Origin of the sequence: uncultured Cytophaga sp. (genome assembly GCF_937863595.1) — a bacterium.
In the GTDB taxonomy this organism is placed as follows: domain Bacteria; phylum Bacteroidota; class Bacteroidia; order Cytophagales; family Cytophagaceae; genus Cytophaga.
The window spans coordinates 1-25,304 of the sequence record NZ_CALMGQ010000159.1; the positions used below are offsets into that span (position 1 = coordinate 1).

General features: G+C 34.7%; 28 protein-coding genes. 15 read left to right on the forward strand and 13 right to left on the reverse strand.

All coding sequences use genetic code 11. The features are described 5' to 3' along the window. Positions 1–604 precede the first annotated feature (604 nt). The 15 genes from Q0543_RS13750 (at position 605) to Q0543_RS13820 (ending at position 11,248) form a co-directional block, all read left to right on the forward strand. Positions 605–928 carry a phosphoribosylpyrophosphate synthetase gene (locus Q0543_RS13750; protein WP_299254208.1) on the forward strand — a complete coding sequence of 108 codons (324 nt, stop codon included), beginning with the start codon at positions 605–607 and terminating at the stop codon, positions 926–928. Positions 929–1,014: 86 nt separating this feature from the next. Beyond that, entirely contained in the window at positions 1,015–1,314 is a 300-nt protein-coding gene (locus Q0543_RS13755; RefSeq protein WP_299254211.1) for a hypothetical protein, read from the forward strand. A 407-nt stretch (positions 1,315–1,721) separates the two neighbouring features. Continuing rightward, positions 1,722–2,051, forward strand: a complete 330-nt coding sequence (locus tag Q0543_RS13760) for a metalloregulator ArsR/SmtB family transcription factor (protein WP_299254402.1) — start codon at positions 1,722–1,724, stop codon at positions 2,049–2,051. Between the two features lie 17 nt (positions 2,052–2,068). Beyond that, entirely contained in the window at positions 2,069–2,902 is an 834-nt protein-coding gene (locus tag Q0543_RS13765; RefSeq protein WP_299254214.1) for an arsenite methyltransferase, read from the forward strand. A gap of 175 nt (positions 2,903–3,077) precedes the next feature. After that, complete coding sequence (locus Q0543_RS13770; RefSeq protein ID WP_299254217.1) at positions 3,078–3,548, forward strand: hypothetical protein; 471 nt, start codon at positions 3,078–3,080, stop codon at positions 3,546–3,548. A 17-nt stretch (positions 3,549–3,565) separates the two neighbouring features. Further along, entirely contained in the window at positions 3,566–4,132 is a 567-nt protein-coding gene (locus tag Q0543_RS13775; RefSeq protein WP_299254220.1) for a cytochrome b/b6 domain-containing protein, read from the forward strand. Positions 4,133–4,367: 235 nt separating this feature from the next. Beyond that, positions 4,368–5,111, forward strand: coding sequence for a YoaK family protein (locus Q0543_RS13780; RefSeq protein WP_299254223.1), 744 nt, complete (start codon positions 4,368–4,370; stop codon positions 5,109–5,111). A 48-nt stretch (positions 5,112–5,159) separates the two neighbouring features. Beyond that, the gene (locus Q0543_RS13785) at positions 5,160–5,867 is read left to right on the forward strand and encodes a VIT family protein (RefSeq protein WP_299254225.1); all 708 of its coding nucleotides are present in this window, start codon (positions 5,160–5,162) and stop codon (positions 5,865–5,867) included. Between the two features lie 27 nt (positions 5,868–5,894). Then, positions 5,895–6,464 carry a hypothetical protein gene (locus tag Q0543_RS13790; protein ID WP_299254230.1) on the forward strand — a complete coding sequence of 190 codons (570 nt, stop codon included), beginning with the start codon at positions 5,895–5,897 and terminating at the stop codon, positions 6,462–6,464. 271 nt (positions 6,465–6,735) lie between these two features. After that, positions 6,736–8,208 carry an NAD(P)/FAD-dependent oxidoreductase gene (crtI, locus tag Q0543_RS13795; protein WP_299254233.1) on the forward strand — a complete coding sequence of 491 codons (1,473 nt, stop codon included), beginning with the start codon at positions 6,736–6,738 and terminating at the stop codon, positions 8,206–8,208. Further along, the gene (locus Q0543_RS13800; protein WP_299254236.1) at positions 8,205–9,041 is read left to right on the forward strand and encodes a phytoene/squalene synthase family protein; all 837 of its coding nucleotides are present in this window, start codon (positions 8,205–8,207) and stop codon (positions 9,039–9,041) included. Before crtI ends, Q0543_RS13800 begins: the two co-directional genes overlap by 4 nt. 32 nt (positions 9,042–9,073) lie before the next feature. Beyond that, positions 9,074–9,556 (forward strand): hypothetical protein, encoded by a 483-nt coding sequence (locus Q0543_RS13805; RefSeq protein WP_299254238.1) that lies wholly within the window; start codon positions 9,074–9,076, stop codon positions 9,554–9,556. After that, entirely contained in the window at positions 9,549–10,082 is a 534-nt protein-coding gene (gene idi / locus Q0543_RS13810) for an isopentenyl-diphosphate Delta-isomerase (protein WP_299254241.1), read from the forward strand. Before Q0543_RS13805 ends, idi begins: the two co-directional genes overlap by 8 nt. Next, positions 10,066–10,536 carry a sterol desaturase family protein gene (locus Q0543_RS13815; protein WP_299254244.1) on the forward strand — a complete coding sequence of 157 codons (471 nt, stop codon included), beginning with the start codon at positions 10,066–10,068 and terminating at the stop codon, positions 10,534–10,536. The genes idi and Q0543_RS13815 overlap by 17 nt, the downstream gene beginning before the upstream one ends. A gap of 7 nt (positions 10,537–10,543) precedes the next feature. After that, positions 10,544–11,248, forward strand: coding sequence for a lycopene cyclase domain-containing protein (locus tag Q0543_RS13820; RefSeq protein WP_299254247.1), 705 nt, complete (start codon positions 10,544–10,546; stop codon positions 11,246–11,248). Between the two features lie 840 nt (positions 11,249–12,088). On the opposite strand, the gene Q0543_RS13825 is transcribed toward Q0543_RS13820, so the two are convergent. The 13 genes from Q0543_RS13825 to Q0543_RS13885 form a co-directional block, all read right to left on the reverse strand. Further along, positions 12,089–13,219 (reverse strand): imelysin family protein, encoded by a 1,131-nt coding sequence (locus tag Q0543_RS13825; RefSeq protein ID WP_299254249.1) that lies wholly within the window; start codon positions 13,217–13,219, stop codon positions 12,089–12,091. 29 nt (positions 13,220–13,248) lie between these two features. Next, positions 13,249–14,697, reverse strand: coding sequence for a di-heme oxidoredictase family protein (locus Q0543_RS13830; RefSeq protein WP_299254252.1), 1,449 nt, complete (start codon positions 14,695–14,697; stop codon positions 13,249–13,251). Positions 14,698–14,839: 142 nt separating this feature from the next. After that, positions 14,840–16,021 carry an imelysin family protein gene (locus tag Q0543_RS13835; protein ID WP_299254255.1) on the reverse strand — a complete coding sequence of 394 codons (1,182 nt, stop codon included), beginning with the start codon at positions 16,019–16,021 and terminating at the stop codon, positions 14,840–14,842. Positions 16,022–16,141: 120 nt separating this feature from the next. Further along, positions 16,142–17,128 carry a bile acid:sodium symporter family protein gene (locus tag Q0543_RS13840; protein WP_299254257.1) on the reverse strand — a complete coding sequence of 329 codons (987 nt, stop codon included), beginning with the start codon at positions 17,126–17,128 and terminating at the stop codon, positions 16,142–16,144. Between the two features lie 373 nt (positions 17,129–17,501). Then, positions 17,502–18,506 carry a 23S rRNA (adenine(1618)-N(6))-methyltransferase RlmF gene (gene rlmF, locus Q0543_RS13845; RefSeq protein ID WP_299254260.1) on the reverse strand — a complete coding sequence of 335 codons (1,005 nt, stop codon included), beginning with the start codon at positions 18,504–18,506 and terminating at the stop codon, positions 17,502–17,504. A gap of 291 nt (positions 18,507–18,797) precedes the next feature. Then, positions 18,798–19,835 carry a ChuX/HutX family heme-like substrate-binding protein gene (locus Q0543_RS13850; protein WP_299254263.1) on the reverse strand — a complete coding sequence of 346 codons (1,038 nt, stop codon included), beginning with the start codon at positions 19,833–19,835 and terminating at the stop codon, positions 18,798–18,800. Next, complete coding sequence (locus tag Q0543_RS13855; protein ID WP_299254266.1) at positions 19,783–20,664, reverse strand: heme ABC transporter ATP-binding protein; 882 nt, start codon at positions 20,662–20,664, stop codon at positions 19,783–19,785. Before Q0543_RS13855 ends, Q0543_RS13850 begins: the two co-directional genes overlap by 53 nt. After that, positions 20,664–21,734, reverse strand: coding sequence for an iron ABC transporter permease (locus tag Q0543_RS13860; RefSeq protein WP_299254269.1), 1,071 nt, complete (start codon positions 21,732–21,734; stop codon positions 20,664–20,666). Before Q0543_RS13860 ends, Q0543_RS13855 begins: the two co-directional genes overlap by 1 nt. Before the next feature lie 7 nt (positions 21,735–21,741). Continuing rightward, positions 21,742–22,614: an ABC transporter substrate-binding protein gene (locus Q0543_RS13865; RefSeq protein WP_299254271.1), complete on the reverse strand. Its 873-nt coding sequence runs from the start codon at positions 22,612–22,614 to the stop codon at positions 21,742–21,744. Further along, on the reverse strand, positions 22,595–22,933 hold the full coding sequence (locus Q0543_RS13870) for a DUF6686 family protein (protein WP_299254273.1): 339 nt from the start codon (positions 22,931–22,933) through the stop codon (positions 22,595–22,597). The genes Q0543_RS13865 and Q0543_RS13870 overlap by 20 nt, the downstream gene beginning before the upstream one ends. Positions 22,934–22,938: 5 nt before the next feature. Next, positions 22,939–23,298, reverse strand: a complete 360-nt coding sequence (locus Q0543_RS13875) for a glyoxalase superfamily protein (protein WP_299254276.1) — start codon at positions 23,296–23,298, stop codon at positions 22,939–22,941. A gap of 16 nt (positions 23,299–23,314) precedes the next feature. Beyond that, entirely contained in the window at positions 23,315–24,655 is a 1,341-nt protein-coding gene (locus Q0543_RS13880) for an HmuY family protein (protein WP_299254279.1), read from the reverse strand. A 43-nt stretch (positions 24,656–24,698) separates the two neighbouring features. Next, positions 24,699–25,304, reverse strand: coding sequence for an HmuY family protein (locus Q0543_RS13885; protein ID WP_299254282.1), 606 nt, complete (start codon positions 25,302–25,304; stop codon positions 24,699–24,701).

Sequence of the window (25,304 nt, forward strand, 5' to 3'; positions counted from 1 at the left end):
ATTAAATTAAACAATGTTTTTTCTTTTACATATTTTAAGTATGTAAAAACTGGATGAATCCTATGAACAATACAATCTTATCAATACAAGTAAAATGAGGCCATACAAAGAATCATATAACATGTTACAACATGTAAAAAAAGACAGATCATATAATCAAAAATGTATCAAAATAATCAATCACAGCGCTTACAGTGATGGATTCATCCTTATATATATTAAATAATTTATAAACAAGGGTTATAAAGCACATAGCCTATTGAATTTGACAGGATAGCTATATTAGAGTATCAACTTCGTCAATTAATAGTAAAATAAAATGTAGTCAATGCAAAGAAGGGATGCTAAACTATAATTTTAAAAACAACTCAAAATAACTTATTTACTCTAAGAGCTAATCGACTAGATGAATATGTTTTTAATCGTAAAATTATTCCGTATCTATTTTTTTATAAAAAAACATATTGAAATTCGAACAAATTGATTAGATTGAAAATATTCAATGAACGAATAAATATCGTTCCGTTTAGGACTGAAAATAATAGATACAATCCAAATCATTAAAGACATTCCAGACTACTCTAATTTATTTAAATCTACACGTATGATACAAAATAATTACGATACAGTAAGCGAGGCTGTAAACGACCTGCAAAAACAAGGCTACACCATTGACTTTGAAATGTTAGCTGAAAAAGAATGTTTGATTTGCCATACGACATCAACTGAATTATCTCCAGAAGATTTTGAAATAGATCATTTCTACCGATTCGAAGGAGATAGTGATCCAGGTGATGAAATGATTGTGTATGCGATTTCCTCGGAAAAGAATAATGTGAAAGGTATTGTTATAAATGCCTTTGGCCCTTATGCCGATGCTGCAACATCTTCCATTGTTAAAAAACTTCATACACATCACAGCAAATAAATGTATACGTGGTTCTAAAATAGTTAATCCAATTTTAGAACCACGTTTACAATATCATTTATTATGTACGATCAAAATAAAATTTCATGACGATTACACAAATAAAGGACAAACTGGAAACATCTACCCACCCTATTGCAAAATCGTTGCATCAAGGACCGGGATATAAGGTTTTAATTATTGGTTTCAAAAAGGGAATGATTTTAAAAGATCACAAAGCACACATACGATCAAAACTAACAGTCTTAGAAGGTTCTGTACGTTATTTTGAAGATACCAGAATAGTAACCCTAGGGAGATATGATGAAATAGATATCCCAGTTGAAAAAACCCATAATGTAGAAGCTCTAGAAGACAGCTTGTGCTTACTAAGTCAAGGAGATTAATATTACTGTGTTGATCTTATACATATAATATGTGGCTTAGGAAATATACATCATCTATTTTCTAAGCCACATATTAGGTTTAAATAATAGGTTGTCCGTTTCTATTTTTTATTTTTTTTACAGATTTATAAATTCGCAATTTTCTCTCGTTTTTATAAACTTTGCATATTTATCCTTGATGAACGGCGTAAATAAATAGTAAAAGCCCTTGAAATGTATCAATATGCGATATTATAAACTTCAGAAAATATATTTTTTAATATAATTAGAATTATAAAAAACACAATCAACTAATAATCATTTATTTATACTAAATTATAAAATTTCAAGAAATAAAATACATAGTAATGGAACGTTTCCAAACTGTTTTAATGTTTATCGTAATATTGCAATATAAAGATAGGTATATGGGCGCATCTAAAACAGATCACTTTACAGATTATCAAAATGAATTAGCGACGCTTGCAAAAGCATTGGGCCATCCTGCACGAATAGCTATTATAGAATATTTGCTTGAAGTTGATACGTGCATTTGTGGAGACATTGTAAACGAATTACCACTTGCGCAACCTACGGTTTCGCAGCATCTCAAAGAGTTGAAAAATGCGGGACTCATTAAAGGGAATATCGAAGGAAATGCTATTTGCTATTGTGTCAATGAGGATGCGATAGAAAAACTGAACACGTACATCACCCACATTTCTACCAAACTCTTAAAAAGAAATACCTGTTGTTAATTTAAGCACCTACTACTATGAATAAAAACGAAGAAATTAAAGAAATGGTTAAGCAAAAATACAGTGAGATTGCTTTACAAGATCAAGATATCAATGCAAGCTCTTGCTGTGGTAGTGGTGGCTGTAGCACTGAAGTATATAACATTATGAGTGACGAATATGGCCACTTAGATGGCTACAATCCCGATGCTGATTTAAAATTGGGTTGTGGTTTACCAACCGAGTTTGCAAAAATAAATAAAGGAAACACGGTTGTTGATTTAGGAAGTGGCGCTGGCAACGATTGCTTTGTAGCCCGTCATGAAACAGGTGAATCAGGTAAAGTAATAGGCATTGATTTTACCGAAGCTATGATCGACAAAGCACGGAACAATGCAGAAAAGTTGGGTTTCAACAACGTTGAATTTAGACTGGGTGATATTGAAAAGATACCTATTACTTCAAATATTGCAGACGTAGTGGTGAGTAACTGTGTAATGAATTTGGTACCAGACAAAATAAAAGCATTTAGTGAGGTGTATCGCATTTTAAAGCCAGGCGGACATTTCAGCATTTCGGATATCGTACTAACAGGGGAACTTCCTGACAAAATAAAGAATGCAGCTGAAATGTATGCAGGTTGCGTTGCCAGTGCCATTCAAAAAGAAGACTATCTTCAGATTATAAAAGATGCAGGTTTTAAAAATAGTGTTTTACAAAAAGAAAAACCCATTATCGTACCAACTGACATCTTAAAAAATTATTTAACAAAAGAAGAAATAGAAACATACACCGCAGCTAAAACAAATATTTATAGCATAACCATATATGCAGAAAAAGAAGTGAGTTGCTGCGAACCTAATTGTTGTTAACGAATAAATGGATTAAAAATAAGACGTACTAGATTATTTTGTAAAACAAAGATTCAATGCGTTCGATTTTAAGTCTCTACAGGTAGGATTGTTAAATAGAAAACACGACAAAAAACCTTAACTTACATATAGAAATTACGAATCACAATACATATTAAACCAATAAATAAATAGCATGAAAAAAACATTATTTATAGCAATGAGTACGATAGTTTTGTGGAGTTGTACAAATACTGCTGAACATTCAGAGCACAATCATGAAGGACACAATCACGAAGGACACAATCATGAAGGACATAGCCACGAGGAACAAGCTACCACCCTTGAATTAAATAAAGGAGAGAAATGGGTTGTAAATGCTGAAATGAAACCCTATGTTTTAAAAGGTGAAGAATTGGTAAATACCTACATTGAAAACAATCAAAAAACATATAAAATTCTTGCAACAGAACTTAAAGAACAGAATTATCAACTTATTAAAAGTTGCACAATGGATGGCGATAGTCACGATGCATTACACAAATGGTTGGAACCACATTTAGAATTAGTGAAAACATTGGATACAGAAACAGATGCTTCAAAAGCACAAGAAATTATTCTTCAATTACAAAATTCCTATACAGAATACCATACAACTTTTAATTAATTTGCACACTATTTATTATGGTAACACAAAAAAAAATCACTGTATTTCATCGATTTCTCCATTGGATTATGGCGCTCGCGATGTCCATCCTATTTATAACAGGATTTCTTCGCATGTATTGGATGAATAAAAAACATGTCATAGCAATTATTGAAAGCAAAACACTTACATCTCCAATAACAGATGAACAAATGTCTGATATTGCAAAAGCAATTCGTGCACCGATGTGGGAATGGCACGTCATATTTTCTTATGTTATGATTATCGCTTTCATAATACGAATTGTTTACATGGTTGCAAAAGGTATTCGATTTCCAAATCCATTTAATTCTGCGCTTACTTTAAAAGATCGTTTACAAGGTTTCACGTACATTTACTTTTATGTATTCGTTTTCATATCTGCAGCTACAGGTGTATGTATAGAAAAGGGATTTTTCACACAGTGGAAAGAAGGCATTGAAACGATACATAAATTAGGTATCTACTGGTTTCCAATATTCATCTTACTACATATAATAGGGATTGTAGCAGCGGAGTATTCGAATAAAAAAGGCATCGTATCCAAAATGATTGGAGGAGATTAATAAACAGAAACATGTTAAATTGTATATGTTTATTTCTAATTGTTAATTCAGTACCGTTTAAATTGTATTTTACAGTACGCAAATACATCAATTTGATTTAAATAGCATCCATCAATATCATTTGTAAGTAATCATGCTAGATATGTTATCACATGTATAACATACCTAGCATGAAATCTAGTGATAGAATGCAAATAGTTTATTATGTACGTACTTTTTAATTACAACATCTAACATGTTTACCCATCAAGGAAAAACAAGGACTATAAATCACAATAAGAAGATTGCAGCCTTGCTTTCTTTCGTTGCAGGTGTGGTTAATATTGCAGGATTTTTATCGGTACAGCAATTAACGACAAATGTAACTGGTCACTTTGCTTATTTTATTGACGAAGTATTTAAATTGAATTTTGCAGAAAGTATAAATTTCTTTTTATACATTTTATTTTTCTTTCTAGGTTCGTTTGTATCAAGCATACTTATTGAAATCATAAACCGAAAAAATAAACGACTGGTTTATATCATACCTGTAATTTTTGAAAGCATTATCCTATTTACAGTTGCATTTGTTGGTCACAAATTCATTTATGAATATGGAAATATTATTGCATTGAGCTTGCTATTTGCGATGGGCTTGCAAAACTCGCTCGTAACACGCATTTCAGATGCTGTGGTACGAACAACACATTTAACAGGACTATTCACCGATTTAGGAATCGAGCTCTCTCAGCTTTTCTTTAATAAGACAGTGGAACAAAAAAACAAATTAACTACTACTATCCGTCTCCGCCTTCTCATAATTTTCTTTTTCTTTTTCGGAGGAATAGTTGGTGGTGTGCTTTATACATCATTAGAAATGTATGTATTCACCATACCCGCTACCCTACTTTTAATAGGCTTAGTATACGATGGCATTCGATACCGAATTTTATACTGGAGTAGAAACTGGAAGTCGAACGTATCCTCAAATGATGAATGATTGTTTAAAATGCAAAAGGAATATTATGTAATTTTTAATTCGAACACCATGAAACCAACTACAATTGACAATTATCTAGACAACCATTACATACACCGAAGCAATTGGCTACGCGCAGCTGTATTGGGTGCAAACGATGGTATTATTTCATTATCAAGTTTGGCTATTGGTGTCGCTGCGGCAAGTTCTGCCAGAGAACCCATCGTATTAGCTGCCGTAGCGGGATTGGTTGCAGGCGCACTATCCATGGCTGCCGGAGAATATGTATCCGTCAGCTCCCAAACCGATACCGAAAAAGCGGATATTGAAAGAGAAAAACAAGAACTGGAAGAGATGCCCGAACTTGAGTTAAATATGCTGGCTCAAATATATGAGAACAGAGGTCTAAAAAAAGAAACGGCGATGCAAGTAGCCATAGAGTTTACAGCAGTAGATGCATTGGGCGCACACATGCGCGACGAGTTGGGTATAAACGAAATAAGTCAAGCAAATCCCATACAAGCTGCCTTAGCGTCGGGCGCCTCTTTTACCGTAGGCGGGGCCTTACCACTATTTGTGATTCTTTTCGCACCTGTTATAGGAATGGAATATTGGCTGTATGGATTCACGATACTTTTTCTAATAATCTTAGGTCTCTTTTCTGCAAAGACTGGTGGTTCAAGTATAGGTAAATCGATCCTACGCATAACGATTTGGGGAACACTTGCAATGGGCTTGTCTGCTTTGGTAGGTTATCTATTTGGAGTTAATGTGTAGCGTTAAGAAAAAAATCCCCTTACAATTATGAAATTATCTGTTTTAACGATCTGTTTTATACACCTATTTCAATTTACATCTTTTGCACAGAAAGAAAATACTGCAGCAATTTTTATGCATCACATGAATGAAATTTTGGACACTACTGATGTTTCATTAATTAGAACATATTCATTAAAAAAGGTATTAGGCAATTCATCAGAAAAAACTTTTCTAGAAGATCATATTCAGTTCATCTTAAAGACAGCAATAGATTCGGCTTACATTTCAAAAAAGGAAGAAAAAGAGTTGCGTAAACAATACACGATTTTATTAAAACCATTTGATTGGAGCTCTGTTAATGAATGGAATAAAAATGTGTCCATTATTGACAGTATTTCATTTACAAAAGAATCAAAACCTATTTGTCAATACATTTCCCATCCAATAACAAGCAAAGACAGTCGTGTATGGCTAACTCTAACTAGTAGAAATTGGTCTAACATAAGCACTTTTACGAGCATAAATATATATGAATTAAAAGATAAAAAAATGAAGTGCATCTATCATGAAACCATTTCAATAAAGGATAGTTGGATTGATAGTATCGGGTGGTAATAAATGAGTTGCTTTGTATTTTTTATTAAAGAAATATTTCACCGAATTTCAAACTTAGGTGCGAATATTCTACCATTAAGATTTAAATTTATTCTTAAATTTAAATCTTAATGGTAGAATATTATTTTTTTAATCGATTTTAATTGTAAACGAATAAAGACCCCACTTTTTATCCACTAAACCCTTTTTTTACCATCTATTAATGAACACTTTAACTACTTAACTGTTATATTACTAGTTGCTCATCAAAACAATTGAGCAAGAAGTGTTTATGATAAAAGTAGGTATAATTGGTTCCGGGTTTTCGAGTTTGTCTTCCGCTTGTTATTTGGCGCAATCAGGCTATGAAGTGCATATATTTGAACAACATACAAACGTAGGTGGTAGAGCTCGGAAATTTACCGAACATGGATTTACCTTTGATATGGGCCCAAGCTGGTATTGGATGCCGGGTGTGTTTGAAAATTTCTTTGCAGACTTTGGAAAAAAGGTTTCAGATTACTACACGCTTCAACGCTTAGATCCCTCCTATCAAGTTTTTTTCAAAGACAGCATTGTAGATATACCTGCAGATTTAAATGCATTAAAAGAATTATTCGAATCTTGGGAACCAGGAAGTGCAAAGGCCTTAGATACATTCTTAGTAGAAGCCGCATTCAAATATAAACTGGGCATGGAAAAAATTGTGCTCAAACCAGGCAAAAGCATTACGGAGTTTTTCGATTCAGAAATTATATTGGGTGCTTTAAAGATGCATATTTTCAGTTCCTTTGATTCCTATACCAAAAAGTTTTTTAAAGACGATCGTATTCTAAAATTACTTGAATTCCCCATACTATTTCTGGGTGCTACTGCACAAACAACCCCTGCATTATATAGCTTAATGAATTATGCAGATATCAAATTAGGTACTTGGTATCCGCAAGGTGGCATGCATAAAATTGTGGAAAGCATGGAAAAATTAGCACGTGAACTGGGTGTGCACATACATCTAAATTCGAAGGTTGAAAAAATACATGTGGTAGATGGAAAAGTGGAAGGAATATCCCTGGAAGGAAATAAAAAAATCTCCTTAGATAAAGTTGTAGCAGGTGCAGATTATCATTTTGTTGAAACGAAATTATTAGAAAAAAAATACCGCAAATATTCCGATTCGTATTGGGAGTCTCGACAAATGGCTCCTTCCAGCTTGATATTCTATTTAGGCATTAACAAAAAGCTTGAACGCGTGCAACATCATTCTTTATTTTTTGATGAAGAATTTGATTTACATGCACAGGAAATCTATACGGATCCGAAGTGGCCGAGCAAACCTCTATTCTATGTATGTACACCAAGTGTTACTGACAATACAGTTGCACCAGAAGGTTGCGAAAACATGTTTATTTTAATGCCACTTGCAACTGGCATTGAAGATAATGAAGTATTGAGAGAAAAATATTATTCCATCATAATGGATCGCTTGGAAAATAGAATTGGACAAAATATTCGTGATCATGTGGTATTTAAAAAGAGTTATGCCATCAAGGATTTTAAAAGTGATTACAATGCTTTTAAAGGAAATGCCTACGGTTTAGCAAATACATTGAAACAAACAGCAGTTTTAAAACCGTCGATTCTAAACAAAAAAGTTTCTGGTTTGTTCTACACAGGACAGCTAACTGTTCCAGGACCAGGAGTTCCGCCAGCTATTATTTCAGGAAAGATTGTCGCACAAGAGTTAATTAACAAAGATTTGGTATGAAAGCACTTTTTGACAACGCATCGCACTTTTGCAGCAAATTGATAACCAAGCATTACAGCACATCGTTTTCAATGGGAATCAATCTATTGTCTGCTGAAATACGTCCCGCTATCTATTCCATATATGGCTTCGTACGTGTAGCCGATGAAATTGTAGATTCCTTTTTTGAATACAACAGTGCAGAATTATTAGCTGAATTTAGAAAAGAAACAGAACTGGCTTTAAAAAGAAGAATCAGTACGAACCCGATTTTACATGCCTTTCAAGAAACGGTTCATACATACAATATTGATAGAGCACATATAAAAACATTTCTAGATAGCATGGAAATGGATTTAAACAAAAAGATATACGAACAGGATGGCTACGAACAATACATCGTTGGTTCTGCAGAAGTTGTAGGACTAATGTGTTTAAATGTATTTTGTTTGGGAGATAAAAAGTTATACAATTCCTTAGAATTTTCAGCAACGCGTTTGGGATCTGCATTTCAAAAAATAAATTTCCTGAGAGATTTAAAAGCAGATTATGAAGTGTTGGGTCGCAGCTATTTCCCAGGAATAAATATTTCAGAATTTGACGAAACGGTAAAAAAACAAATTGAATTAGATATTCTTAAAGACTTTAAAGATGGTTTGGAAGGAATAAAAAAACTGCCTCGCAGAGCACGATTTGGGGTGTATGTTGCATACTATTATTATATCTGCTTATTCAACAAAATAAAGGGAGTAAAAGCGCAGCAAATTATGTCTCAACGCATACGTATTTCTAACCCTAAAAAGGTAGGGCTACTTTGCTTTTCGTATGTGCGCTATCAGGCAAATGTGTTATGATAAAATCTGTTTTATGCACATTTATGGTATTCATGTGTTTCGTAATTTCGGCACAAGTACATTTGATAGAATTAAGAACAAATTTAGATAAAGTCCAATCGAATAAGGAATATGCTATAAAGTTATATAATGAACTTCAGTCAAGTGCATTGACTACTGTTGAAATGGGCTATTTGGGCGTAATTGAATCCATGCTAGCCACGCATACGAATGATCCAATGAAGAAAATTTCGTATTTTAATGCTGGGAAAAACAATTTAGAAAATTCCATTCTTAAATTGCCAAACAATACCGAACTCAGATATTTGAGATTGATGTTACAACTAAATATTCCTTCGGTATTGGGATATTCAAAAAATATAGAAACAGATAGAAGTTTTATAATAAAGACAATTGCTCATCAAAAAAATGAATTAGGTAAAGAACAATATCTACGTATGGTAACAACACTTATCGAAAATGGAGATTGCTCTAACGCTGAACAAATACAATTACAAAAGTTAACACGTGAATAAAAAAGAATACGTCATTTTGGTAGACCAATCCGATACTGAAATTGGTTCTATGGAAAAATTGGAAGCACATGAAAAAGGAATTTTGCATCGTGCTTTTTCAATATTTCTATCAAATTCAAAAGGCGAATTGTTATTGCAACAACGCTCTGAAAAAAAATACCACTCGCCTTTAAAATGGACCAATACATGTTGCAGCCATCAACGGCATAGTGAAACAACATTAGATGCGGCACAACGTAGACTTCAAGAAGAAATGGGTATACAATGCCATGTAAAAGATGCGTATACGTTTTTATACAAAGCAGATGTGGGTGATGGATTAACAGAACACGAATTAGACCATGTTCTCATTGGTACTTTTGATAATGAAACCATTCCGTTTAATACAGATGAAGTACAAGCAACAAAGTTTGTCTCTATCGATTGGATAGACAATGAAATCAAATCGAATCCAGATCAATTTACTAAATGGTTCTTAATAACCTTTAACGATTTTAAAAAGCACCTTCATGGAAATTCTAATTAATATTGGCATCGTCATTGGCACATTTTTATTTATGGAATTTACAGCCTGGTTTGTACATAAATACGTGATGCACGGGATATTCTGGTTTTTGCACGAAGACCATCATGTTATAGGGGAAGACAAAATATTTTTTGAAAAGAACGATTGGTTCTTTGTGATCTTTGCAATACCAAGCATCATCTTATTTTATGTAGGTACGATGAATGGCTTTGATTATCGCTTTTGGTTGGGCACAGGAATTTTCATTTACGGAGCAGCCTATTTCTTTGTTCACGACTTATTCATACATCAACGTATAAAAGCATTGACACGCTCAAAAAATGTCTATTTGATGTCGATCCGAAAAGCGCATAAAATGCACCATAAACATCTTACAAAAGAGCAAGGAGAATGTTTTGGCATGTTGTTGGTTCCTTATAAATATTGGGCTGAAGCAAAAAAATCTAAAAACTAATAGTGTAATGAATAGCATGTATACGTATTTATTGGTCAATCTATTTTCACTTTCAGTACCCCTGTGGTGGAGTTTTGATTCTAGAATTCAATTACATAAAAATTGGCCTGCATTGTTTTTAAGCATTGCCATAGCTGCAGGTGTATTTATTACATGGGATGCCGTTTTTACTTCATGGGGTGTTTGGGGCTTCAACGGAAAATATTTATTGGGGTATTATATCTTTGGTTTACCGATTGAAGAATGGATGTTTTTTTTCTGTATCCCCTATGCATGTATCTTTTCGTATGAAGCATTGAGGTATTTCTTTCCTAAAGATTATTTTGCTAAATCGAGCACCTACATTACACTTGTATTGTCTGTTGTTCTATTAGTAATTGGATGCTTACATTTGGATAAAGCATATACGGCATCAACCTTTATAGCATTCCCTCTATTCTTGTTAAGCTTACAATTTATTTTCAAAGTAGATTACTTAGGCCGTTTTTATCAAACCTACCTATTCATACTTATTCCGTTTTTAATCGTTAACGGAATCCTAACAGGTACGGGTTTGGATGAAGAAGTTGTTTGGTACAATCCTGCAGAAAATTTGGGCATACGTATTTTAACCATACCAATTGAAGATACGTTTTACGGAATGTTTTTAATCTTATTGATCCTTTCGATTTTTGAAAAATTCAAGAAGAAAATAATTATTGAAGCAAAATAAATACATTGGAATAAGATCCGGTTGCAGGTAGAAAAGACACACCCAGAGTGAGATTTAGAAGAAGTCAAATAGATTAATACCAATTCCTACTACAAAATAGTCCATTTTTATATTTGGGTATATCATAACCTAAGCACCAAGCTACTCGTTGTTGTGCCTTTTCTGGCCAACAACCTGGCAAAGTCAAAATATATTTTGAACTATTTTGAATTTAGATTTGGTATAAGTACTTTCTGTGACGCCAGTCAAATAAGAGTTAAACCTAATGAATTCATTATGCATAATGAATTATGTTTTTTTAAGAACGCCCCAGTCGGGGTCTAATATTTGAAGTAAAATAATATCCACTAAAGACATACGCGAAATCGCAAAGGGGTTAAGCGCTATATAAACCGTAAATATAAATGCTCCCTTCGGGAGCGCGTGTATGATTGTTGTTTTGTTTGTGCTATAAAGATATGACCCCGCTGGGGTCAGTGCTGAAATAGAAAGCGTATATGTTCGGTATAAAACCAAAAATGTTTGCGTATATATAGTGCATCTCGCAGGGAACAACAGTCGTTCACTAAACGAAATTAATTCTTAACTCATAATTCAATGTCGTTTCCTTAAGACTTAGCTTGCTAATTTTAATTGCAATCTCAATGATTCATAATACCCGTCACATAAATGTGACGGCAATGAAAGCCGAGTAGCTGTCAAATAATCCTCTGAACAGCTTTCATTGCCGTTGGCTTTAGCCAACGGATAAAGAATAAATCCCTACTAAAAATATTAAGGAAACGAAATTAATTCTTAATTCTTAATTCATAACTCATAACTCATAACTCATAATTAAATTCAATCCCCATCCGTATCGCCATAAGAAATAATCACTCCGACAGCAGAAGGCAAATCAACTTTCATCAATGTGATTAAATTCAACATTTCTTGAAATGCGTTTTGTACAGCTTGTTTTCCAGCAGGGTTTTGAATTGCTATTGATATTGGGCCTGGAATAAGATTTAATTTAGTTTGAACCAATTCAATTTCGTCTCCAATTTGTTTGCTCAAATCCGTCCTTCCTATTGCTATTAAATAATCATCAAATCCTTGTCCATCTATGCCTGCAGGTGAAATACCTTTATACAATTTACGCAACGCTTCCATGCTTGCTTTAGCCAGAACAAGTGAAGAATCTGAATGATACCCTTCACTTCTAAATGGATACACATTTGCATTATCAATCACAACGTTTTGACTAATATTAAGTGGCAAACCGAGTTTGTAATTTTTAATATTTTCTAAATCGGCAACCATCATATTGATGGTTTGAGAAGTTGAGCTACCTAAATCCAGGCCTGTATTATTTGTATACAACGTATTAAAAGGCGAAGGGCCAGAAGTCCAATCGCTATATGTACTATTAACTCTCGTTTTTAAGTTCGCACTCAGTGCTTTTAAAAAATTACACCTTTTGATCGCTAACGAAGATATTTGAAAGGAATCAACAATTTGTTCTGCGCTCAAACTTTTCCAAAACAATAGATAATCAATTGCAGGAAATCCAGAATAGGAAGCACTATTTGTTGCAGGTATTGTTGTGCTGCCTTGAATGATTTTATTTTTCACAAGTGCTGTATCTGTTGGAAATACATTCACCATTTTCGTCCCTAAATTAATATTACTAGCTGTAGCCGGACCAAATTCAAAACTAGCAACATACTCCCATGCAACATAGCTCACATAAAATTTCGTTCTAAGTTCCATCAAATTTTCTGTAGAAGGAGAACCTGTAAAAACGTTTACCTGTGCATCAAATGCATTTATAGCATCGTTTAATGCTTGATATCTTGGCACAATAATGTTGTTACCAAGGTTCGAAACCAATGGCTTACGATCTGCCGTTACCAAAGTAGATTTTTCATCTTTCGATGGCTTGCATGAAATAAGAATTATAGCACTTATAAGCATGCATAAAAATAAACGCATAAAATTTCTCATTTTGTTGAATATTTAATTTATAATGATTGTAAGAATTTAAGGATTGCTGCACGGTCTAGTGCATTCATATTAAGAAATGCATTTTTAGAAAATTCACCTTCCCCGCCATGCCAAATGATTGCTTCAGATATGCTGCGTGCTCTACCATCATGCAATAGGAAACTGCCCCCATTATTTACAGTATTAATCAAACCTAAACCCCACAAAGGAGGTGTTCGCCACTCGTTACCTGTTGCAAGAAAATCAGGCCTTCCATCTGCTAAACCACTGCCCATATCATGTAATAACAAATCCGTATAAGGTCGAATCTTTTGATTGCTTAAAGCAGGCACATCATGTGCACCTGTTTCAAAATAAGGTGTGTGGCAACTTGCACATTTTGCTTGACGAAATAATTCTTTCCCTCGTAATACATCTTGGTCGTTCCAGTTTCTTCTTGCAGGTACTGCGAGTGTTTGACAATAAAATACCAATTGATCAAAATCATTTACTTGTACTTCTGGATCTCCACCTGTTGGCCAAGTTCCATAATCGGTAATTTGTTGCCCTGTTAAATTTTGATTGGGAAACAAGGTTGTTGTAAGGCCCATATCCCCGATAGATGCCCCAGCTACTTGTTGCAAAATGGTTGGTTGATTTGACTTCCAACCAAAACGTCCTAAATCAACTGTATTTGTTTTATAATTCCACACATAATTTGGTTTACCAGAAATGCCATCCCCATTTATATCCGAAGGATCTGCGTTCGCAAGGATGTCTGCAACAGAAATTGCTTCAAGCAAACCTAGACCTGGTAATTGTTGTGCCAAGCGTGGGCTCGTCATTATACCTGCACTCAATTCTCCATAACCTAAGTCTACAAATGTATATATGGGATCTCTTAATTCGTAGCTTATTCCATCTGCATATTTACCAGAAATAATGCTATAGGTTACATTCACCGTACCTTCAGGAATAGCAGTCATATCTGCACCTGCATAAATTGCATGATTGCTTAATTGATCGCCATATTGTGGATCGCCTAGTGGGCCGCCGTGTTCATTTTCACCAGGAATACTTAAGCGAAACAACAAACCATTTAAATCATCTCCTGGGTTCATTGGTGGCAAACCTCTTCCATCTAATTTATGACAGCCCGAACACGATCTAGAATTAAAAAAAGGGCCGATGCCATCTATTGCTGTAGTAGTAGCAGGTGCTACAACCCAATTGGTTTTAAAAACAGAATTACCTAATGAGAATTTATTTTTTTGGTATTGCGTCAAATTCTGGGCAGGGAAACCAAATGCATTCATCGTTGCATCAAAAATGGTTGTCGTTCCACCTGCATATTCTTCATCTACTTCCGCTTTATTACTAACAACGGTATTGGGCACTGGTGCATCTGGATTGTGTCTACAAAATTGCATCGTTGTTATCGTCACAAATAAAATAATGGAGAGTATGAATCCAGACTTTTTTAACATAATTGTATTCAATGAGAAGATTTATAATTTCATTGTTTAATAAGTTTGCCGTTATCTCACAAAACTGCGAAATAACGGCAAACTTACTATTAAATATTGTAGTAATATTGAATCTATCATCAACACGTATTACAATACTAAATTAATTTATAATCATACCTAATTTTGCCCCAGCAGCCTTATATTCAGCAGCTTCATCATGTAAAGCATTTATCGCATTCTGAACACGAATTCTACCTGCTGCATTCGTACTTACAATTTCATTGTCAAATGGTGGATGAATTGCGTTCACAGCTATATCCGCATCATAAATTTTAGATAATACAAGATCATTTAAATTTTTATCCGTAGCCTTCACCAAATCAGATAAACTTGCTCCTTCTACAACAGAGCCATCAATACGAACATACGTTCCAATGTACACATTACGAATACCTTTTTGACCAAGAATAATATCGTTGTGTGTTTGATCACTAAAGCAAGATTGTTCATTTTCTTGTCTACCTGCATCGTCCTCTGCGTCTAAGGCAACTTGCATACGTTCAACAGAAAGTTCACCATCCGTATAACGATACACACCTGTTAAAAAATTAGAAATTGCTTGATTCGGATTTGCAACAAACGATGCTCTGTAATTTTGCGCATTGGGTTTCCAATCGTTTTTTAAAGTATTTAAATTGTCGATTAATAAATCAATACACGCTAATAAGTAAGCAGCTCTTCTATCTTGATTGGATGCCGTACCACTGCCTCCAACGATGTAATCCGTATACGGTCTATCGCCAGGACCATCAACCGAAAGATCTTGTCCCCACAATAAAAATTCAATTGCATGATAGCCACAACTTACACTTTCTTCACCTGCAGTTTGATTGTTGGCTTCGATGATATCTTTATTAATCGTTGGAAATGCCGTTGCATCATTTATAATTCCTGTATTTGCATTGGTTACGATGTAATCGATATACGATTCGTCTAAGGGCCAAGAATTTAATAATCCTTCCAAACCTCTTGCATCATCAATAGGACCGTTGTAAAAACGAAATGCTTCACTTTGAATGTATGGAGTTCGTGCTGCTAAATAGGCAGCGCGTGTATTTTCTAAACCACCTTGAGAGGGATTTGCAACAAAACTCTCTGCTGCTGTTTTTAGTTTATTAGCCGCTATCCATGAATCTTCGTAGGTAGCAAAAACCACATTTGAATAATTTTCAGCAACAAATGCTTGTGGGTTTGGTACAATGGCTGTATCGTTATTTCTGTCCTTACAAGAAATTTGAGTTAGTAAGGCTGCTGTAACAGCTAAAAGGTATATTTTTTTCATTGGGAAGAATTGAATTTTCATTTCCCAAAACTAAGTATATTTATTTAGACTTATTATAAATAGATACAATTATTTTAAAAATAAATCACAAACAACTAATTATCAATTATTTAATACTAATTATTTTTTATGCGATATTCCTTCGGCAATCATTCCACTTACAATCAATTGCAAGGCATGATACAACATCAACGGTAAAAGTACTAGTCCCAACATCAATGGATCGGGAAATAAAGCCTTCCCCATTACAGCTCCTTGAACGAGGGATTTTTTGGAACCACAAAACAATACAGCAATCCGATCTTCTCGATTTAATTTCAACGCAATGGAAAGTACATACATAATTCCGAACATGCTTAAAAACAATACCAGCATCGCAACAGAAATTAAAAGGATCTCTGCTATTGAAAATCCGACAAACATATCCCCAGCTACGGATTCACAAAAAGAAGTAAACACAATTAACAATATGATCGTTTGATCAAATAAGCGTAGTGCATTTTTATAGCGTTCGGTGAAGCGACCCAACCAGTGATGCAACAACAATCCTGCGATGACAGGCATCAATACTTGAAAGCACAACTTGATAATGACTGCTGTAGTATCCATATCGGCATGCATGTCGTCCATAAATAATGCCATCCAAAGCGGTGTTATAAACACGCCCAATATACTTGATATGCTAGCATTGAAAATGGCAGCTGTCATGTTCCCTCCTGCAATGGAAACCATTACGACAGAAGATGAAACGGTAGACGGCAAGGCAGCTACATAAAAAACGCCCAGCCAGATTAAATCATCTCCCATGTTCCCAAAAAAAGTATGAACCAGAATAATTACCAGCGGAAATAAAAGGAAGGTGCTGGATTGTATCAAGAGATGTAAGCGCCAATTGAATAATCCCGCCTTTAATTTCTCTGGACTTAATTTCAATCCATAAAAAAAGAAAATCACAGACACTCCATATTGAGCAATCTCAGAAAGCGGAAGCACACTATCGGCACTTCCCCAAGAAGGAAAATAAAAAGCCAACACAACAACAGCCACCAAACCAAAAAAGAAACCGTTAAGGCCAAACTTTGCAAGTATGTTCGTTGGTTTTGTCATGAATGGAATTGGTTGTTGATTTATTTAGAGTTTTTCTTTCATCTGATATCATGGTCTGTATTCACCATAGTCGTCAAACCAAGAAAATTGTAGATACCAATAACAGGTGGTTGGTAGTTTACGCAAAAGAACAATTTCGCATTATCTATAATACTGCTGCGTAAACGTACCGAACGGCATGTTTTGGTTCTACTGAAAATAAGCCGTAAGGTTCGGTACGTTTAAGTGTTTGTTCTTTATGTTTAACCTCTACTAATTATTACACTTAAATTACCAACCACTAGAGTATGAAATGCAAATCACTCAAGTTGACGGTTATTCTGTTACTCAAAGACAAGAGTGTAGTGACACACAGAAAACGGATTAGGAAATACTAAATACCAACTTCTTCAACATTCTTCCACCTTTCATTCCGCCATATTGCTTGGGCTTCTTTGGAATGAAAAGTCCACGCTACCAATCGACTTGATTTATTACCTTGCCCCATCGGGATTGTGCGCACATCAAAGGGTGCTAACAATTCTAGCTGGGCATAAAACTTCTCCAGATTTGCTTGTTTTGAAACCAAGGTTGAAAACCATAAAACTGAAGTAGAAAACTTTTTGCTTTCTCGAATCATATTGCGAATGAAATTCAATTCGCCACCATCGCACCACAACTCATTTTTTTGTCCTCCGAAATTCAATTCTGTTTTTGTAACTTTTTCACTTTTGAGATTGCTTAATTTACGCAAGGTTCCTTCGGCTGCAGCTTCAGCAGATACATGAAACGGCGGATTACAAATCGTAAGGTCAAACTTCTCTCCTTCAGCTATCACACCAAAGAATATATCTTCGGGATGCTTCTGTAAACGTAATGTTACATGATCTTTGAGAACGTCATTTGCTTCTACAATATGTTTTGCTGAAGCAATTGAAATTGGGTCGATATCCGAACCCACAAAACTCCAACCATATTCTTTAACGCCTATAATAGGATACACACAATTGGCACCTACTCCAATATCCAAGCATCGAACATGAGCACCTTTGGGTATGGTCTGTTTAAAACTCGTGCCCAATAATTCTGCTATATGGTGTATGTAATCTGCCCTACCTGGTATTGGCGGACATAAATATCCTTCGGGGATACTCCACTCTGTGATGTCGTAGTAGTGTTTCAACAAAGCATTATTCAAACAGGTAACAGCAGCGGGATTAAAAAAATCAATCGATTCATCCCCATAAATATTCGTTGTTACATATTGCGCCAATTCGGGTAAGGAAGAAATCAATACAGGAAAATCATAGCGCTCCCGATGTTTATTATTGGGGTGCATTTGATGTTTCACTGTGGGATGCTCTTTTTTCTTATTTTTATTATTCTTCTTATCGGACATGGCACTATACTTAATGTTCGCGTTTCAATCATAATTTATCAAACAACGCTTTGGAACAATAAAGATACTAAAAATAAGCTACTCTGAACAAGGGCTCTATACTACAAAGTATTTCGTTCGTTAAAAGACCTATTTAATTTCAGTTTTCCAATAAAGAACACAGAAAATGTGGTTACAATAACATGCACAGATGTTTTTAATCGTTTTTTTACGAATCAAATCCCATAAAAAAGAACCGCTCTTCTTATTTCTAAAAAGAGCGGTCCAGACAATTAAACAATTAAAAAATAACTAAATAGTTTTCACTAATTCGCGCCACGCGTTTAATTCTGGTTTACCTGGCTTACGGAAACCAAAAAACTGAACAACCATTTCGCGGTCTTTGTTAAAGCATTCGATCGAAGTAACATCCCCATCGTTGGTTGGTTTTCGTACTACCCACGTATCAGTAATTTCATCCATATTTAAATGCATGTTAAAATCAGGATCTAAGACATTCAACCAGTTGTCCATTACTTTAACAGAATTTATTACGTCTTGGTGTATTTGAATATTGCCTTTACTTCCAGCAAATATCATAATCTGCATTTTATCATTCAGTGCAGATTCTAACAAACCAACCAGTTTTGATTTATCCGATTTGCGTGTAAATGTTTTATCCGCAATTTCGAGTGCACGTAAGCGGTTCAATTTGAATTTGCGTAACATAATAAAAAAATCATGTGTATCTTCAAGGCCCGCCCAAGCTGCAATGAAAGCAGCTTCATCAATATGTTCTTCAAACGTTGGAGCAATATCGGGCGTAATTTCAAGTTCAGTAGATTGATCTGCTGCACGGTAATTATCAACAAGTGTTTGATACGCTTCGAGGTTACCACCATCTTCCAAAACATATATCTTTGTAACAGCAACACCTGCTGCATCAAAGAATTGAATATTTTTCATCGTACCACGAGGTGATTTAACTTCAGCAGCAAATGCGAATTTCCAGAAGTTAAAGAATGCACGTGCTTCAATCGTACCAATCAATGTGCCTACTTTATGTGCTTTGCCTTGAACATCAATCTTGTCAAAAGTTCCTTTGTGTTCTAATACACAACCATCATTTCGAGTAAGTGACATTACACGACCTAAGCTTGGTAATTCTTTATACAATTCAGAGAAATCACCTTCTAATTTAATTACTCCTGAGCCAACTTCTGTAGCTAACAATTCTGCTTCACTAACACCAAGTACTTTTGCGGCATCACGAATACGTTTCTTTGGAAATTCAACTTTAAATTGATTCCAGCGTTCTGCTAACGCGATTTGATTTGTTGTTGTTATCATTATATTTAGGATTAATTGTTTGATTCATTTTAAATGAACTTGAATCTGGTATAATTAATAATTGACCAGAAACAGGATCGTTTATAAGATGTATATCTAAGCCATATACACGCTTTATACGTTCCTTTGTGAAAACTTCTTCTGCTTTACCATAAGCCTCCACAAAGCCCTTATTTAATAACAATACCTTATCGGCATATTGGGATATTAAATTCAAATCGTGCAATACCGCAATTACACAGTAACCAGCTTTAGCCATACGAGTTGCGGTTTGCAAAACAACTTGTTGATGATATAAATCTAAACTTGAAACGGGTTCGTCAAGGAAAAGATATTTAACAATGCCATCTTCATTTTTATCAATTTTCCAGATCTGTGCTAATACACGTGCCAATTGAACACGTTGTTGCTCCCCTCCAGACAATGTTGAATACACCCGTTTTGCTAAGCCTACAATATCCATTGCATTCAACACTTCGTTCACAATCATCGTGTCTTCTGGATTGGGATGTTCTTTAAAATATGGATACCGTCCCATCATTACAATTTCTTCTACTTGAAAAGGTAAACCTGTTGCAAAGGATTGAGAAAGCACCGCGCGAATTTTAGAAAGTTCTTTAACATCTTGATAGTATAAATCAGACCCATTCAAGCAAACACAACCCGTATCAAGATTTGTTTTTTCAGAGAGTGCTCTCAACAAAGTCGATTTACCCGCTCCATTCGGACCAGCAATAACGAGTAACTCACCTGCATGAGCATGCAGAGATATACCATTCAACAATGTTTTAGTACCTACAGATAGTGTTATATGAATTGCATCTACCATTATATAAACTGACTTTCTTTTTTATGTTTTAACAAAATCCAAGCAAATACAGGAGTACCAATCAATGCAGTAATCACTCCGATCGGCAACTCGGCAGGTGCTACAAGTATACGAGCTAATAAATCTGAGCCTGTTAAAAGTAAGGCACCCGCTAAAGAAGAACCTATCAGAATATACCGTTGATTAAATCCGCCCAACATGCGCAATACATGTGGCACAACCAAACCTACAAACCCAATCATACCAGCAACAGCAACAGCAGAACCTACAGCCATAGTAGATAAAATGATAATTTGTATTTTCAATCGATCTACCGATACGCCTAAATAAATAGCTTCTTTTTCGCCCAGAGAAATGGTATTTAACGCTTTTGACAATCGTGGCAACAACACAATCGGTATTAAAATAAAAGGAAGTATGGTGATTACAGTATTCCAACTGGCACCACCCAAACTGCCTAAAGACCAAAATGTAATATTTCGCAACTCTGCATCTGTAGCATAATACGTAACCAAACCTATAAAAGAACCGCACAAGGCGTTAATCGCAATTCCTCCCAACAACATTGTTGTAACATTTGTCTTTCCATTTGTTCTAGAGACTTTAAATACAAGAAAAGATGTTAAACAGGAACCTAAAAATGTTACGACATTTAAGGTATAATAACCTACCATACCTTCAATCAAATAATAATACGGAGTAGCTGAAAGGGTAGATAAAAAAACAATGGTAAGGACTGCACTTAAAGATGCGCCTGCAGAAATGCCGATTAAACCTGGATCTGCTAATGGATTTCTGAATAAGCCCTGCAAGGCAGCACCAGACAAAGCCAATCCTGCACCGATTAACAAACCAAGCAATACACGTGGTAAACGAATGATCCAAAAAACATTATATTGGCCTTCATCAAATGCTACAAGGTTATAAATACCAATCTTATGTAACACAATAGATATAACTTGCGAAGGAGAAATATACAATGCACCATTCCCTGCTGATAGCAACATGAAAGCTACTAACAGGAACGCAAGTGCAATAAGAATAATACGCTGTTTAGATGTAATTACCATAATGAGATTATTGCAATTTTGAAGAAAGTTCGATCATTGCTTTTCCTAAGCGCGGACCAAATCCAGTTAATAATTGTCCATCCATGCTAATTACTTTTTTATTTTTACCAGCAGTTGTTTGTGCAATTCCTTGAACTTTTAACAATCCATCGACGCCACCAATACTTTCCAAACCGCTATCGAATAATAAAATCACATCTGGATTTGCAGCAATCAAAGCTTCGGATGTTAAAGGCTTAAAATCTGCAAATGAAGTAACTGCATTTTGTCCGCCAGAAAGTTCAATCACCTTTTCAACAGAAGTACCTGTTCCAGAAACCATCATACTACCTGCGCCACGTGCATATATAAATAATACTTTCTTTTTAACTTTAGGTTTTTTTACCAGCGCAATATCTTTATCAAGTTGTGCAATCAATTCGGATGCTTTTGCAGATTGTTTAAAATACACGCCTGCTTCACTAATTAATTTCTTCGTTCCTTCAACAGAAAGTTCTTGTTTAAATAAATAGGTTTTAATGTTTGATGCCGTTAATTGTTCTATTAAAGTTGATTTCAAATCATTTTGCATACCTACAACTAAGTTTGGAGATAGCGCTATAATACCTTCTGAAGAAACAGAACGATTGTGGCCAATTTTAACTACTTTTTCTAAGGATGCTGGGTATGAACTCGTAACATCAACACCAACCAAAGAGCTTTCCAAACCTAAGGCACAGATAATTTCACTCATAGTACCATTGACAGAAACAATTTTCATTTCTGATGATGAATCCGATTTCATCCATGTAGCACTTAGGGTAAGCAAACTGAATGTGATGGGAATAATCAATACATACGCAATGGATGCAATAATTTTTTTAATTGAGGTATAAGGCATATCGATCAAATAGGTTAAGTTTAAAATCAGCTTGTTTAAGTAGTATTTGAATTTCTAATATTTCTTTCTTAGTAAAAGAATAAAACAAGGCATTCCATTCCGTTCGAATATGTATTCTTTTCTCAAATGGAAAGTCCTTGAAAAATGCTTTAGGATTAAGATTGAAAACATTTTTACTAAATTTATTGAAATATTTTTTACACATAGATTGTGTTATATTTTTATAACAGAATACAACTTTTTCTGCACACGAATCACAGGTATATATTTTACCATTTGGAGATTCACACAATATATTAATGGAACAAAATTCACTCATCTAATTTAAAGACTTTCGTTAAATACTAATTTATTCCCAAATGGATCTGTTACCTCCATCGTTAAAGCATTCCAGAGAGTATGTTCTATTGTTGGTTTATAAAACAAATAATTTTTATCTACTAATTCTGCATGAAATTCTTTTAAAAAAGAAAATTCAATAAATACCTTAGCACCAGGACTGCAATCTCCATGATGTTCTGTTAAATGTATTTTAACAGAATCACTCGATATCTGAATATATCTAGGCATTCCGGGAGCATCTACATGCTCCCAGTCTATATTAAATTCCAACCAATTTATATAGAAGTCGAATGCCTTCTGATAATCAAAGATGCGTATTACTGGAATCGCAAAATGTTTCACGTTTTAAAGAAATAGTCTATTTAACAATTAATTTTTGTTGATAGAGCTTACCCTCCGACTCTAGAATTACTACATAAATTCCTTGAACAAGATTTAAATTAGTCAGTTGCATCGTTGAGTTATTAATTGCAGCAGCATAAACTTCATTGCCTATCAAATCCATAATTTTAAGACTACCTGTATCTACATCTGAATCGATCGTTAATTCAGCAGATGAAGAAGAAATTGGATTTGGATACATTGAAATAACTTTTGATGAAGTTGTTAAAACAGATGTAGGTATTTCAGGCAAGGCGACATTTTCAGTGAATGCATATCTGAAGGTCAAATATTTGCCTACACCCGTATAGGCTGGACCTGTTGTGGGTACATCCGAAGGAGCCCCTTGATAATAATTTAATATTTGCAGTTTTACATATTTACTATCCTGTACTTTCAAAAGAATTATTTTATCAGCAATTGGTAAAACAGTATGCGGACCGCTAAAATCTGAACCAGGGTAATAAGTATACCAGCTACCAGAACCACTAATACTATTCAATGTATAACCAGTGGTAGGTGCTTCAATTATAGATTCAAATGTAGATGGTGTAAGGTATTGAGCTGCAACAGTGCCTGGACCTTTCGTACCTCCATTAAACAATACTGTTGTTCCACTGAAAGCAATATCCCATTTTAAAGAATTTGAATCTGCTGCCGCAACCTCTTCCCCAGTAGCAAAACTAAAGAAGGTATACTTACCTGTGCCTTTATCTGATCCTAAATCTGAAACAGTATATGTATCATTGAATGCATCTGTAACATCAGACAATATATATTTAAATGTATAATATTTAGCAACACCATCATATGCGGGACCAGTAGTAGGTACTTCTGATGGAGCACCTTGATAGTAATTCAATATTTGAAGTTTTACATAGCTTCCATTCTCCAATTTTACAAGAATGATCTTATCCGAAATAGGGATAATTGTATGCGGTCCACTATTTCCTACTCCTGGATTGTAATCATACCAACTGCCATTACCACTAAGACTATTCAATGTATAATCCGAAGTAGGTGCCTCTGAAATAGCCTCAAATGTAGAAGGTGTAATGTATTGAGCCGCAACGGTGCTTGGCCCCTTCGTACCACCATTAAACAAAATTGTTGTACCGCTGAAGGCAATATCCCATTTGTTAGAATTTGAATCTGCTGCAGCAACTTCTTCGCCTGTAGAAAAACTAAAGAAGGTAAATAATTTTGTTCCTTTATTTGCAGCTAAGTCTGATATGGTTGTGGTCGTGCTGAATGTTTGTCCGTAAGATGCATATATAGACAATACGAACACGAATAATGTATGTAGTTGTTTTTTCATGATTTGAATTATAGAAAATTTGATAGATTGATTGATAGATAAATTAAAATTGTCTTGTACCGTTACTTTGATACACATATCTAAATGTATAATATCTAGAAACATCTGTATTAACAGGTGCTGCAGGAGCATTTTGATAATAATTCAATATTTCCATTTTAGCATAGGTATTATCATTTGTACGTATTACAATAGCCCTACCAGGAATAGCCGAAATAACGTGTGTTGTTGAATTGTAATTATACCAACCGTTTGCAGAACCTGTTGAAATGGCATAAGCAGATGTAGCATCTTGGATATAACCAGTTGAAGGAGCTGTTGTTAAATTTTCAAAAAGTCCCGTATACAACTGAACTCCTACGGTACCAGGACCGCTTGAACCGCTATTGGTAATAATGGTTGTTGCATTGAATGCGATATCCCATTTTGTAGTTGCAGAATCTGTAAAGGGTACAACAACATTGTTTTTCAAACTGAAGAAGGTAAAATGTCCATTACCACCCGTTTCAGGATTCGCTGCTAAGTTACGCACAACAAGTGCTGTACTTGTGCTTGCTGGGACTGGAGCATCTTCCTTTTTATCTTTACAGGAATAAGAAAGAATTGCAACACATGCAATTAAAATGTTCGTATATATTTTTGTAGACAT